10 protein-coding genes and 3 pseudogenes are annotated in these 13,536 nt (G+C 69.6%); 7 read left to right on the plus strand and 6 right to left on the minus strand.

Annotation, left to right across the window (positions count from 1 at the left end; translation table 11 throughout):
• A pseudogene (locus AC27IQ_RS11805) lies at positions 1–198 on the minus strand (hypothetical protein); the annotation flags it as partial.
• A 243-nt stretch (positions 199–441) separates the two neighbouring features.
• Here AC27IQ_RS11805 and AC27IQ_RS11810 point away from each other — a divergent pair.
• Both AC27IQ_RS11810 and AC27IQ_RS11815 read left to right on the plus strand, forming a co-directional pair.
• On the plus strand, positions 442–1,674 hold the full coding sequence (locus AC27IQ_RS11810; RefSeq protein ID WP_487089584.1) for a serine hydrolase: 1,233 nt from the start codon (positions 442–444) through the stop codon (positions 1,672–1,674).
• Complete coding sequence (locus tag AC27IQ_RS11815; protein WP_487089585.1) at positions 1,556–2,728, plus strand: serine hydrolase; 1,173 nt, start codon at positions 1,556–1,558, stop codon at positions 2,726–2,728. Before AC27IQ_RS11810 ends, AC27IQ_RS11815 begins: the two co-directional genes overlap by 119 nt.
• Here AC27IQ_RS11815 and AC27IQ_RS11820 read toward each other — a convergent pair.
• From AC27IQ_RS11820 to AC27IQ_RS11840, 5 genes and pseudogenes are all read right to left on the minus strand, one after another.
• Positions 2,725–4,440, minus strand: a complete 1,716-nt coding sequence (locus AC27IQ_RS11820) for a tetratricopeptide repeat protein (protein ID WP_487089586.1) — start codon at positions 4,438–4,440, stop codon at positions 2,725–2,727. The genes AC27IQ_RS11815 and AC27IQ_RS11820 overlap by 4 nt on opposite strands.
• Before the next feature lie 151 nt (positions 4,441–4,591).
• Positions 4,592–5,728: a M15 family metallopeptidase gene (locus tag AC27IQ_RS11825; RefSeq protein ID WP_317357155.1), complete on the minus strand. Its 1,137-nt coding sequence runs from the start codon at positions 5,726–5,728 to the stop codon at positions 4,592–4,594.
• 28 nt (positions 5,729–5,756) lie between these two features.
• Positions 5,757–6,761, minus strand: coding sequence for a hypothetical protein (locus AC27IQ_RS11830; protein WP_487089587.1), 1,005 nt, complete (start codon positions 6,759–6,761; stop codon positions 5,757–5,759).
• Between the two features lie 271 nt (positions 6,762–7,032).
• The gene (locus AC27IQ_RS11835) at positions 7,033–8,445 is read right to left on the minus strand and encodes an RQC domain-containing protein (RefSeq protein WP_487089588.1); all 1,413 of its coding nucleotides are present in this window, start codon (positions 8,443–8,445) and stop codon (positions 7,033–7,035) included.
• Positions 8,345–9,022 (minus strand): annotated as a pseudogene (locus AC27IQ_RS11840) (RecQ family ATP-dependent DNA helicase); the annotation flags it as partial. The pseudogene AC27IQ_RS11840 and the gene AC27IQ_RS11835, both read right to left, overlap by 101 nt.
• 253 nt (positions 9,023–9,275) lie before the next feature.
• On the opposite strand from AC27IQ_RS11840, the pseudogene AC27IQ_RS11845 reads away from it, so the two are divergent.
• The 5 genes and pseudogenes from AC27IQ_RS11845 to AC27IQ_RS11865 form a co-directional block, all read left to right on the plus strand.
• A pseudogene (locus AC27IQ_RS11845) lies at positions 9,276–10,247 on the plus strand (Bug family tripartite tricarboxylate transporter substrate binding protein).
• A 172-nt stretch (positions 10,248–10,419) separates the two neighbouring features.
• Positions 10,420–11,673 (plus strand): CaiB/BaiF CoA transferase family protein, encoded by a 1,254-nt coding sequence (locus AC27IQ_RS11850; RefSeq protein ID WP_284425276.1) that lies wholly within the window; start codon positions 10,420–10,422, stop codon positions 11,671–11,673.
• The gene (locus tag AC27IQ_RS11855) at positions 11,670–12,080 is read left to right on the plus strand and encodes a cupin domain-containing protein (protein WP_487089589.1); all 411 of its coding nucleotides are present in this window, start codon (positions 11,670–11,672) and stop codon (positions 12,078–12,080) included. The genes AC27IQ_RS11850 and AC27IQ_RS11855 overlap by 4 nt, the downstream gene beginning before the upstream one ends.
• Entirely contained in the window at positions 12,077–13,240 is a 1,164-nt protein-coding gene (locus tag AC27IQ_RS11860; protein ID WP_284430359.1) for an acyl-CoA dehydrogenase family protein, read from the plus strand. The genes AC27IQ_RS11855 and AC27IQ_RS11860 overlap by 4 nt, the downstream gene beginning before the upstream one ends.
• 52 nt (positions 13,241–13,292) lie before the next feature.
• On the plus strand, positions 13,293–13,536 hold a 244-nt coding region (locus tag AC27IQ_RS11865), incomplete at its 3' end, for a LysR family transcriptional regulator (RefSeq protein WP_487089590.1).

Below are 13,536 nucleotides of genomic sequence, written 5' to 3' on the forward strand. Positions count from 1 at the left end.
CTGGGCCAGCCGGTCGTGCGCGCTCAAGGCCCGCAGGCCGCGCTGGCGGGCCTCGGCCAGCCACTGGATGCCCGCGTCCGTCAGGCGCAGCACCGCGTGGCCCTCGGGCGCGGTGTGCAGCGCGACCATGCGCGCCGCCAGCAGGTCGATCTCCAGCGCGTCCTGGCAGGGCCAGCCGGCCGAACGCCAGATCTGCATCAGGCGGGTGCGGGTGGGGAACGGGTGAGCGTGGGCTCGGGCATGGTGGGAGGCGGTGGGGGCCCGGGTGCGGGGGGGTGGGGGTGAGAGTGCGCGAAGGCACTGATTATAAAAACAGTGCCCGCAGCCTGCCATGCGCTCCTGTCCCACACCCACGCCGCACGGGGTGTTACGCCGCCGGGCCGGGGGCCGGTGTACCTTGGCGGCTTCGCATTCCTTCCCGGTTGTCCCCACACGCCACGCATGCCCTCTACCGCCTTCGCACGCTTGCGCCCCATCGCCCTGGCCTGGACCGCAGGGGCGGCACTGATGCTGCCGCCGCCCGCGCTCGCCACGCCGCCCGACCCCTCGCCCCCGGCAACCACCCCTGCGCCGCCCTGGGTCAAGGCCCTGCAGCGCGAGCTGGACCACGTCGCCGCGCACAGCAGCGCGGCCTTCGGCGTGCACGTGCGCGACCTGGACACGGGGCAGTCCTTCTCCTTTCACGGCGAGGAGCGCTGGTACCTGGCCTCGTCCATCAAGGTGCCGGTGGCCATCGCCGTGCTGCGCGGCGTGGAGCGCGGCGACTACACGCTGGACACGCCGCTCACCCTGCGCGCCACCGACTACGTGGACGGCGCCGGGCCCGCCAAGAACCAGCCGGTGGGCGCGGCGCTGAGCGTGCGCTGGCTGCTGGAGCAGATGATCGTGTACAGCGACAACACCGCCAGCGACATGCTGATCGACCTCGTCGGCCTGCGCGAGGTGAACGCGCTGGTGCAGTCGGTGGTGCCCGGCGGCTTCGAGCGCATCACGCACCTGGCGGATGTGCGTCGCCAGGCCTACGCCCAGCTCACGCCCGAGGCCGTGCACCTGTCGGGGCGCGACTTCATCGCGCTGCACCAGCAGCGCACCGATGCCGATGTGAAGGCCACCCTCGCACGCCTGCTGCGGGTGCCGGCCGATGGCCTTCGGCCCCTGTCGGTGGGCGAGGCCTACGAGGCCTACTACGCCAGCGGGCTCAACTCCGGGCGGCTCGATGCGTACGCCGAACTGCTCGCGCAGCTGGTGGAAGGCAAGCTCCTGGAGCCGCGCCACACGGCCTACCTGCTGGGCGTGATGGAACGCGTGAAGACCGGCCCGAACCGCATCAAGGCCGGACTACCCACCCGTGCGCGCTTCGCCCACAAGACCGGCACGCAGCGCGCCCGAACATGCGATTCGGGCCTCGTGACGGTGCCGCGCCTGCCGACAGACCGGCGCGTGATCGTGGTGGCCTGCACGCGCGGCGAACTGTCCACGGCCCGGTCCGACCGCACGCTTCGGCAGGTCGGCATCGCCCTCTGCCAGTCGGGCCTGTTGTCGGATGGAAAACCCCATGAAACTCCCTGCCAAACCGTGCCGAGCCGCGCCGCGGCCCCTTCCGGCACCACGGGCCCGGGGGGCCACCCTGGCCCTGCTGGTCCTGGCGCTGGCGTGGACGACGACCCACCCTGAGCCCGCCCATGCCGCGCCCGCCTGGGCCGATGCGCTGCGACAGCAGGTGGAACGCATCGAACAGGCCACGCCCGGCCAACTGGGCCTGTACGTCAAGCGGCTCGACAACGGCGAGACCTTCGCGCATGCGGCCGACCGGCCCTGGTACCTGGCCTCGTCCGTCAAGCTGCCGGTGGCGATCGCCGTGCTGCAGGAGGCAGAAGCCGGCCGCCTGCGCCTGGACCAGCAACTCGTGGTGCAGGCGCGCGACAAGGTCGACGGCTCGGGCGCCGTGGTCTGGCAGCCCGAAGGCACGCGCCACAGCGTGCAATCGCTGCTCCAGCGCATGCTGATGGAGAGCGACAACACGGCCGCCAACATGCTCATCCGCGCGGTGGGCGAAGACACGCTGAACCAGCGCGCGCAGGCCCTGCTGGGCGGCCGCGGCGTGGGCCGCATCACCAACTTCACCGAGGTGCGCTACCAGGTCTATGCCGAGGCCCACCCCGACGCGCGCCGGCTCTCCAACATGGACCTGGTGCGCATCGCAGGCGCCCCCGTGGGCCCCAAGCGCCTGCAGGCGCTCGCCCGCACGCTCGGCGTGGCGCCCTCCGCGCTGCGCGTGCAGACCCTGGACGAGGCCTACGACCGCTACTACCGCACGAACCACAACACCGCCACGCTGGAGGGCTACGGCGCCATGCTGGAAAAGCTGGTGCGCGGCCAGCTCGTTTCGCCGGCGCACCAGCAGCTGCTCTACAAGGACCTGAAGTTCGACACCTACGACGCCTACCGCCTGGAGGCCGGCCTGCCGCGCACCGTGCGGTTCATCCACAAGACCGGCACGCAGCTGCACCGGGCCTGCCACATGGGCGTGATCGACCCGCAGGACAACGGGCGCAACGCCATCGTGGTGGCCGCCTGCGCCGAGGGGCTGAACGAGATGAAGGAGGCCGGCAAGGCCTTCGAACAGGTGGGCCGCGCGATCACGCAGACGATGCTGCAGGACCGGATACCGGCCAAGGGCCGCGGGGCGCCTGCTGGCCCCCAGGCGGGAAGCAGGCCGCCGCTCTAAGCCGCCTGCAGCCGCGCGGCGCGCTCTGCGGAGCGCTGCCCTTCCGTGGCCCGCAGCGATGCCATCTGGGCCAGGATCTCCTGCTGCTTTTCCAGCAGACGGGGGCCGTGGATGCCGTGCACGTCGCCCGCCAGGCCTCGCGCTACCGCGCCGAGCGCCTTCTCGAAATCCGCGCGCTGCTGCCAGGCATAGGCCAGGTTGAGCTGGGTGCGCGCGTCCTTCGGATCGATGCGCTGCGCCTGAAAGTACGCCTCCTGGGCCTCGCCATGCCGCTCCAGGCAGTAAAGGCAATCGCCCAGGACGTTCCACAGCCAGGCGCTCAACCACGGGTTGATGTCCAGCGCGCTGCGCGCCAACTCGATGCCTGCGGCGAAGTCACGCAACTGGATGCCCACGAACTCCGCCACCTCGCCCAGCAGCCGCCAGTCCCGCGGATTGCGCGCAATGGCCAGGCGGTAGCTTTCGAGCGCGGCATCCTGCCGGCCGGCCTGCAGATGCCCGCGCGCGTCCTGCGCCGGGCCATCGAAGAACTGCTGCGCATCGGCGCAAAAACGGTTGCCGAACGCCGCAATGGTGCGCTCCTGCTCCGCCTTGACCAACAGGCGGGCATGGATGGCGCGCGTGGCATCGCCCTCCGGCACCACCACGCGCCAGCCGTCGCGGTCGAACAGTTGCCCGAGCAGCGGGAAATTCAGCCCGATCGCGCTGGTCTTGCCGAAGCGCTGGGGCGCCGCCGACTCCGCAGCCGCCTGGGGCGTGCTGGCACCATAGTCGTTGATGAGGATGAAGCCCCCGTCCACCAGCTGCCCCTGCAGCGTGTGCAGTGCGCCGAAAGCCCCGTGGTTGACCAGCAGCTTCGGCACCGGATCGGCCCGCTCCAGCGCCTGCCCGGCAAATGGCAGCAGTTCGCCCTCCAGCGGAAAGAAGTCCACCTCGTAATCGAACAGGCCTGCCAGCGGCAGCAGCAATGCGCGTTGGTCCGGATCGTGGGCATTCGCCAAGGCACGGATCTCCTCCAGGCCCAGGGGGGTGTACTGGCGCACCAGGTCGGCGTTGTCGGTCAGCCGGGTGCGCACCCGCAGTTCCTCGATGCGTTCCCCCTGGCGTCGCAGCACCGTGGCGGGCAGCACGTCGAGCACGTAGTTGCAGAACACGGCCTGCAGCGCCTGCAGCGACTGGACCCTTCCGTCAGCGAGGCGGATCTCGGTCGGCCGGGTGGCATCGCATCGCGCCATGACCACCTGTGCCCCGAACGCATCGAACATGCGGCGCTCGCGCCACTGCGCCAGCGTGCGCTCGGACGCATCGGTAACGAAATACACCAGTTGCCTGTCGAAGGCGCGGCCTTCCTGCTGGCACAGCTGATTGAAGGCCTGCAGAAAATAGCGGGCGAACAGGCCGCAGCCCGCGCCCAGTTCGAGCACATGGATCGGGCCGGCCGGCTCGGTCGAAACACAGTGGTTGAACAGCAGCGCGGCCGCGTCTTCCGACAGCCGCCCACTGTTGTTCACCACGAACGGCACTTCGTTCTCGGCGAACGCCAGCAGCCCCGCCCGGGCCCAATGCAGATGTCCCAGGTCCCACTCGATGCTCTCGGCGATGGGCCGGAAACCCTGGAGTTCGTGCGAGGCGACCTTGACGCAAGACAGCACGTCCTGTGGAGAGCGCGGTCCCGAAGGCATCGCGCTGGCGGACTCGGAATCGAAAGGCAAGGGGATGCGCGCGGCCCCCTCCAGGGAAAAGTCATTTCTCAAGATAGGGCCCCTCGGGCATGGAATGTCGAACGGCATCACTTCGCGGGTGCGAAGACGCCTGCAGGTACGGACCGGCCAAGGCACCGAGGCCCGGTCCGGGCCCCGTGCATCAGGGCACGGCGGTCCATTTCACCCAGTTGTCATCGGCGGCCTGGAAGTCCGCCTTCAGCGTCTTGCGCATGGCGTCGACCTCGGCCTGCGCAATGTCGGCATCCTTGACCTGCTTTCCGGTGGCCGCCGTTCGCGCCTTGGCCAGATCGGATTTCGTCACCGCCGCGTTGCCGGCCCAGATGGCTTTCGCCGTGCCGACATTCGCCCAGTATTTGCCCTGGGACTGCAGGTCGGCCTGGTAGGCCGCTTTCCAGCGCATGTTGCTCGCGGACACCGCGTTCAACAGCTGGGCCAGCGATCGCTGGTTGCTCACGCCCTTCTGCGCGAACGCCTGCAGATGCACCCGCTCGAAGTTCAGCGGCAGCAGCCCTTCCTTGGCGGCCAGCAGATCGCGCTCGTTCCACCAGCGGGTCGCCTCGCCGGCCTTGGCGGCTTCGAGCCCGTTGAGCCAGTCGGCATCGGTGGCAATCACGCCGTTGCCCTTGACCCACTGGAAACGCCGAAAGCCGATGTCCGCCGCGCGACCGAAGTTGTGGTTGCTCTCCCCTGGCCCGGCATTGGTCTGCGTTTCTGCCGCCTGCTGGGCGAAGGTGCGGCGGCGGCCCGTGGGGGTGATCCACAGGACGATCTTGTGGGTGTCGTACATCTGCTGCACCAGGTTGGACAGCTTGGCGCGGAAGGTGGGCTCGTACTCCGCATCGCTGGCGATCGCCGCCTTGCTGATGGCCGCATCCTTGGCATCGGCCGCGATGTACACCGTCTTGGAGCCGGGGGACGATCGCATCGCCTGATGGGTGGCCGGCAGCATGGCATTGAGTTTTTGCAACGTCGCGCTGCCAGGGGCGACCAGACCCAGTGTCTCCTGGGCTCCGCCCGCAGCAGCCGGCACGGGTGGTACGGCCGCAGGCCCTTTCGCTGCAGCGGCCTTGGCGACCGGGCTCTGTGCCAGCTTCTGGTCGATCTGAAAGCGTTCGATCGCCGCGCGGGTCTGCCCACCGTAGCTGCCGTCGTAATCCACGCTGAGGTAGGGCGCATTCTTGGCGTCCTTGATGACCCGCAGCATGGCTTGCAGAAGTGCCACGTCGTGGCCCTGGTTCTTGGCGCCTTCTCCGACGCTGTCCTTGATGTCCGGCATGGTGTTCCCTCGGTGCGATGGTTCGGGCTTACGGGTTGGAGGATGAACGCGGCGACAGGCGACTGAGCAGATGCTGCCGTGCCTGCAGGCCTGGCTGGCACTGCCCCAGGCGCGCCGCCTCTGCACTGGCCTGCTCGGGTGCCACCGCCAGTGCGATCAGCGCGTAGCGGTGGGGCACCCGCCCTTTGCCAGGCCAGGTGTCCACCACGCCATATCCCGCGAAACAGGCCGACGCGGCGCGTGCAGCGCGGGCCGCACGGACGGTGGGATACGAACCCGCCACCACCGCTTGCACGGCGGCCAGAGACGGTTCTTCGGAAAACACCTGCCGTTTGGCGTTCCACGCCAGGCGCTGGGCGGACACCTTGTCGGCCGCATCGTCATCGGGGGAAAAGAACACGGAAAGGTACATGGGCGCATGGCCTGGCGTGGCGATGACCTGGGACACGTAGGGTCCCTGCGGTTCGCTGCGCGACCATGCCGTCTTGAGAGTGCCCTGCGAAGCCACGTACAGCGCGTGGCGGCGCTTGGGGTGGTCGAACCCGGCCATCTGCGTGACCAGCAAGGCGCGCGCACCCGAGGGCTTGCCCGGCTCCAGCGGCACGGCGCTGGCCGACGCGGTGACCGTGCCTTCCTCTTCCCCGGTCGACCAGACGCGGGGCGCGGCGGTGTTTGCCAGAAACGGGCCGGTTCCGGGCTGCGGGACGTCCAGCGGCTGCGCGGGCGCTGCAGAGGCAGGCCACTCCAGCGCCGCGGCCCCCAGTACCGACACACCCGCACCGCCTTCGGCCAGCGGCTCCCCGGCCCCGGACAGCAGGCGAACCTCGAAAGCACAGGCCGCATCCTTGCATGCGGCAAGGGAAAGCTCGTAGCCCTGCCGCACCCCAGGCGCCGGCTGGCCATTCACCGGGAAAGACTCCAGCACCTGGCGGGAGGAAGGAACGTCGCTCTGTGCGGATGATGCGGCATTGGCCACCCCTGCCAGCAGCAGGACGGACGCCATCACCCCCAGCGCTCGGGTGGTGGCGGGCACGCCAACCGACGGGCAGGCCCTGCGCAATGACGATGAGGGGAAAACCATGGACATCCGCCTAGAAAAAAGAAGGAAACACGGTGCGCTGGCCCCAAGGAAGGCAGGCAAAGCATGCGCGCGCCAGGCCATGCGCTTCGGGCAAAACCGGGGGCCATGGCAACGCCCGGCGCAGCGTTCGAGAGCGAACGCCGGCGGATGGTACCGGGCGCGTTACACCTGATCCAGTCTTCTTACGAGCTGAATCAATTAAGGCCGCGGTGTCAGGCGGGTGTCATCCAACGGTGCTCTCCCCCTGCCCGCAAACCCGCAGCACCTCGGCCCCATACGCCTCCATCTTCTTGGCCCCCATGCCGCTGATGCCCTGCAGATCGTCCAGCGTAGACGGGTTGCGTTCGGCGATCGCGGCCAGGGTGGCGTCGTGGAAGATCACGTAGGCGGGCAGGTTGTGCTCGCGCGCAACCTCGGCGCGCCAGGCCTTGAGGTTGATGAAGCGCACCTGCGCGTCCGGCCCCAGGTTGGCCGCGGCGGCTGGTGGGGCGGCGCTGCGGCGCGTGCGCCGGGCCGGCGTGGCGGCCGTGGATTCGCGCAGCTGCACCGGCGTCTGGCCCTTGAGCACCGGGCGCGATCCGTCGGTGAGGCTGAGCGTGTCGAAGCTGTGGCCGCTCTCCAGCATCACCTTGTGCAGGCCCACGGCGCCGGTGGCCAGCAGCTGGCGCAGCACGCCGCGCAACTGCGCCTCGGAGTAGTCCTTGCCCAGGCCGAAGGTGGAGAGCTGGTCGTGGCCGAACTGCTTGACCTTTTCGGTGTCCTTGCCGCGCACGATGTCCATGATGTGCCCGGTGCCGAAGGTCAGGCCGCTGGCCTCGTGCACGCGGTAGATGGTGGACAGCAGCTTGCGCGCGGCGTCCGTGCCGTCCCACACCGCGGGCGGACTGATGCAGTTGTCGCAGTTGCCGCATGTGGCCCCCACGCTCTGCACTTCGTGTCCTCGCTGCCCCCCAAGGGCGCTGCTCGCGCCTTGGGGCGGCCCGGCGGCGCTCGATGGCTCGCCATAGACTTCGCCGAAATAGCCCAGCAGGCGCACGCGCCGGCAATCGGTGGCCTCGGCCAGGGCCAGCAGCGCGTCGAGCTTGCCGCGCATGACCTGCTTGAATTCCTCGCCCGCCGGGCTTTCGTCGATCATGCGGCGCTGGTTCACCACGTCCTGCAGGCCGTAGGCCATCCAGGCGTCGGCCGGCAGGCCGTCGCGGCCGGCGCGGCCGGTCTCCTGGTAGTAGCCCTCGATGTTCTTGGGCATGTCCACGTGCGCGACGAAGCGCACGTCGGGCTTGTCGATGCCCATGCCGAAGGCGATGGTGGCCACCATCACGATGCCCTCCTCGCGCAGGAAGCGGTCCTGGTTCTGCTGGCGCACTTCGGGCGGCAGGCCGGCGTGGTAGGGCAGCGATTTCAGGCCCGCGTCCACCAGCGCGGCGGACATTTCTTCGACGCGCTTGCGTGACTGGCAATAGACCACGCCCGCGTCTTCGGGGGTGTTCGCGCTCGATGAAGCGCAGCAGCTGCGCGAGCGGCTCCTTCTTTTCTTCGATGCGGTAGCGGATGTTGGGCCGGTCGAAGCTGCTGACGAAGTGCTGCGCGCCTTCGAGCTGCAGCCGCTCGACGATATCGGCCCGCGTGAGCGCATCGGCCGTGGCTGTGAGCGCGATGCGCGGCACGCCGGCATAGCGCTCGTGCAGCACGGTGAGCGCGCGGTACTCGGGACGGAAGTCGTGGCCCCACTGGCTCACGCAGTGCGCCTCGTCGATGGCGAACATCGACAGTTGCCCGCGCTGGTGCAGGCCGTCCAGCAGCTCCAGGAATCGCGGCGTGGTCAGCCGCTCGGGCGCGGCGTAGAGCATGGTGATGTCGCCGCGCGCCACGCGCTTTTCCAGCTCCTGCGTCTGCTGCCAGTCGAGCGTGGAATTGAGATAGGCCGCATCGACGCCCGCCTCGTGCAGCGCGCCCACCTGGTCGTGCATGAGCGCGATGAGCGGCGAGACGACGATGGCCACGCCCTGCCCCGCATCGCGCCGCACGATGGCCGGCACCTGGTAGCACAGCGACTTGCCGCCGCCCGTGGGCATCAGCACCAGGGCGTCGCCGCCGGCGATCACGTGCTCGACGATGGCCTGCTGGGGGCCGCGGAACTGGTCATAGCCAAAGACGTCGTGCAGAACGAAATGCGCGGGGGACAAAATCGAATACTCTCTTTTTGATAGCAAATCGCCCTAGTGGAATATGCGCTAGAGGCCGATTGGATGGGAATTTCCCGGCCCCGCCGCGACAGGCGGCCCACCGGGAAAGGCGCTTATTGTGCGCCGGCCCCGCGCACCCGCCACCGGCCGGTGGCCCCCAACGATTCGCAACGCGAATGGATCGCTCCGATTATTCAATTGGACGCGAATCGCTGCGCCGGACAAGATGCCTTCAGCCCCGGCACAGGGGCATGGCCTACCGACCCAGGAGACAAACGACATGAAGCACCTCATCCCGGCCCTGCTGGCAGCCTGCGGCCTGGCCGCCGCCGTGGCGCCCGCACGGGCCCAGCAGCCGCCGTACCCCAACGCCCCCATCACCCTGATCGTGCCGTTCGCGGCCGGCAGCGGCACGGACTCGGTCGCGCGCACCGTCGGGCAAAAGCTCGCGGAGCGTCTGAAGCAGCCGGTGCTGGTGGACAACAAGCCCGGCGCCAACGCGCAGGTGGCCGCGCAGATCTCGGCCAAGGCCAAGCCGGACGGCTACACGCTGTTCATGACGACCAACACGTCGCACTCGGCCAACCCGGCGCTCTACAGCCACCTGAAGTACGACCCCATCAAGGACTTCACGCCCGTGGCGCGGGTGGGCGAGCTGCCCTTCGCGCTGGCGGTGCACCCCGGCGTGCCGGCGAAGACGCTGGCCGAGCTGATCGACTACGCGCGCGCCAACCCGGGCAAGCTGAGCTACGCCACGCCCAACAGCACCTCGCTGGTGGCGATGGAGAGCATCAAGCACATCGCCCAGGTCGATGTGCTGAGCATCCCCTACAAGTCGAGCCCCCAGGCCATGACGGACCTGGTGGGCGGGCAGGTGCAGGTCTACGTGGCCGACCTGGGTTCGGGCAAGAGCATGCTCACCAGCGACAAGGTGCGCACGCTGGGCATCACCACCACGCAGCCCTCGCCCCTGCTGCCGGGCGTGCCGCCGATCGGGCAGACGGTGAAGGGCTTCGACCTCACGTCCTGGAACGGCATCTTCGGGCCGGCCGGCATGCCGCCGGCCATCGTGAACCGCCTGAACACGGAGCTGCAGGCCGTGCTGGCCGAAAAGGACACGTAGGACAAACTAGCGCAGATCGGCTTCCAGGTGTGGCCCAGCAAGACGCCGCAGGAATTCGCGACCTACGTGGCCGACCAGCTGGCCCACTGGCGCACGCTGATCCAGCAGGCCCGCATCCAGCCCGAATGAACGACATCCCTCTGAGCGGCGTTGCCGCTTCCCCCTTGCTCTCGCATCGCTGCGCGCTGCGGGAAGGGGGGACGACGCCAGCGCGGCGGGGCGGCCCTTGCGCGGCGTCTGCTCGCGCGGGCCGCACCGGTGGCACCGGCCGCTGCCCCTGTCAGACGTTCTGGAGAATGGCATGACCGACAACACGCATAGCACTTCACGCACCGGCCCCCTGGCGGGCGTGCGGATCCTGGACCTGACCTCGGTCATCATGGGCCCGTTCGCCACGCAGATCCTCGCCCAGCTGGGCGCGGAAGTCATCAAGGTGGAAACGCCCGATGGCGACAACATGCGCCATGTGGGCCCCATGCGCCACCCCGGCATGGGCCACATCTTCCTGCATGCCAACGCGGGCAAGCGCAGCATCGCGCTGGACCTCAAGCACCCGGAGGGCCGCGAGGCCGCGCTGCGGCTGGCCGAGCGCTGCGACGTGCTCATCAGCAACGTGCGCCCGCAGGCCCTGGCGCGGCTGGGCCTGGACCCGGCCAGCGTGGCCGCGCGCAACCCGCGCCTCATCCACGTGAGCTGCTGCGGCTTCGACCAGGAGGGTCCCGACGCGGCGCGCCCGGCCTACGACGACCTGATCCAGGGCGCCACCGGCATCCCGTGGCTCATGCAGCGCTACGGCGCGCCCGAGCCGGCCTATGCGCCGACCACGCTGTCGGACCGGGTGACCGGGCTGCATGCGGTGTACGCGGTGACGGCGGCGCTCTATGCCCGCGAGAAGACGGGCCAGGGCCAGGCCATCGTCGTGCCCATGTTCGAGGCCATGGCGCAGTTCATCCTGGGCGACCACATGGCGGGCCTGACCTTCGAGCCGCCGCAGGGCGAGGCCGGCTATGCCCGGCTGCTGACCACGCACCGCAAGCCTTATGCAACCGCCGACGGCATGCTCTGCGTGCTGATCTACAACGACAAGCACTGGCGCAGCTTCTTCGCGGCCATCGGCGAGATCGGCGAGGCGCAGGGCCTGGCGCAGGACCCGCGCTTTGCCACGCATGGCGCCCGCGCGGCGAACATCGATGCCGTCTATGCCGAGGTGGCGCGCATCCTGCGCACCCGCACCACGGCCCAGTGGCAGGCGCTGCTGGATGCCGCCGACGTGCCGCACATGCCGATGAACTCGCCGGCCGACCTGCTCACCAACCCGCAGCTGCGCGCCACGGGCTTCCTGCACGACAGCGTGCACCCCACCGAGGGGCCCATGCACGCCATGGCCCATCCCACGCGCTGGTCGGCCACCCCGCCGCCCCGCACCCTGGCGCCTGCGCCGCAACTGGGCGAACACACCCGCGCCCTGCTGGCCGAGGCCGGCTACACCCCCACCCAGATCGACGCCCTGCTCGCGCAAAACGCCTGCCACGCCGCCACCGGAGAACCCGCATGACCCTCGCCACCACCACCACCACCGCGCCCCGGTACCGCGTGCGCGCCGCCCAGGTGCCCAGCTACCAGCCCGCCAACCACCACCACACGCACAACCAGCGCCTGATCGGCCCCGAGACGGTGGGCGCGCGGCAGATGGAAGTGCTGCTGGGCACGCTGCACAAGGGCGGCGGCGCCCTGCCCCACGCCCATCCAGGCATCGAGCAGTCGTGCTACCTGCTCGAAGGCACGGCCCGCGCCGAAGTGGCGGGCGAAGCCTTCGACATGGTGCCGGGCGACATGTGCTTCTTTCCGGCCGACCAGATGCATGTCTTCACCGTGACCAGCGACACCCCCGTGAAGCTGCTGGTGATCTACAGCCCGCCCTACGGCGAATCGCCCGACAAGGTGATCCGGCCCGCCCCATGAACTTCGACCTCTCTCCCGAACACGCCCAGATCCGGGACGCGATCGAGCGCGTGTGCGCCCCGTTCGATGCCGATTACTGGCTGCGCCGCGACCGCGAAGGCGGCTTTCCGGAGGACTTCCACCGCGCGCTGGCCGACGCCGGCTGGCTGGGCATCGCCATGCCCGAGGCGTACGGCGGCGCCGGCCTGGGGATCCGCGAAGCCGCGCTGATGATGCACACGATCTCCGCCACGGGCGCGGGGCTGTCCGGCGCCTCGGCGGTGCACATGAACATCTTCGGCCTGCACCCGGTGGTGGTGTTCGGCACCGAAGCGCAGAAGGCGCGCTGGCTGCCGCCGCTGATCGCGGGCCGCGACAAGGCCTGCTTCGGCGTGACCGAACCCAACACCGGGCTGAACACGCTCCAGCTCAAGACCCGCGCGGTGCGGGAGGGCGACCATTACGTGGTGCACGGCCAGAAGGTCTGGATCAGCACCGCGCAGGTGGCCAACAAGATCCTGCTGCTGGCGCGCACCACGCCGGTGGAGCAATGCCGCGGCACCGAGGGCTTGAGCCTGTTCTACACCGACCTGGACCGCAGCACCGTCGAGGTGCGCGAGATCGACAAGCTGGGGCGCAAATGCGTGGATTCGAACCAGGTGTTCATCGACGGCCTGCGCATTCCGGTGGAAGACCGGGTGGGCGAGGAAGGCCAGGGCTTTCAATACATCCTGCACGGCCTGAACCCCGAGCGCATCCTGATCGCCAGCGAGGCCGTGGGCCTGGGCCGCGCGGCGCTGGCGCGCGCCGCGGGCTATGCCAGGGAGCGCGAGGTGTTCGGCCGCCCCATCGGCCAGAACCAGGGCATCCAGCACCCGCTGGCCCTGTCGTGGATGGAGCTGGAGGCCGCGCACCTCATGGTGCAGAAAGCCGCATGGCTGTACGACCAGCACCTGCCGTGCGCGGCCGAGGCCAATGCCGCCAAGTACCTGGCGGCCGAGGCCGGCTACCACGCCTGCGAGCGCGCCATCTTCACCCACGGCGGCATGGGCTACGCCAAGGAATACCACGTGGAGCGCTACCTGCGCGAGTCATGGATACCGCGCCTGGCGCCGGTGAGCCCGCAGCTCATCCTGTGCTTCATCGCCGAGAAGGTGCTGGGCCTGCCGAAATCCTATTGAACGGCCGCAAGCCGGTGCCGGCGCTGCGGGCCGCGCTGGCATCATCGCCGCCATGAAACTGCACCTCCTGCGCTACTTCGCCGTGCTGGCCGAGGAACTGCACTTCGGCCGGGCGGCCGAGCGGCTGGCCATCACGCAGCCGCCGCTCAGCTCGGGCATCAAGGCGCTGGAGGACGAACTGGGCGTGCGGCTGTTCGAGCGCACGAGCAAGCAGGTGGCGCTCACGCCCGCCGGCCATGCCTACCTGGCCGAGGTGCGCGTGGCGCTCGACCGCGTGGCCCGCGCCGGCGAGACGG

Source organism: Acidovorax sp. KPB24-07 (assembly GCF_057543315.1).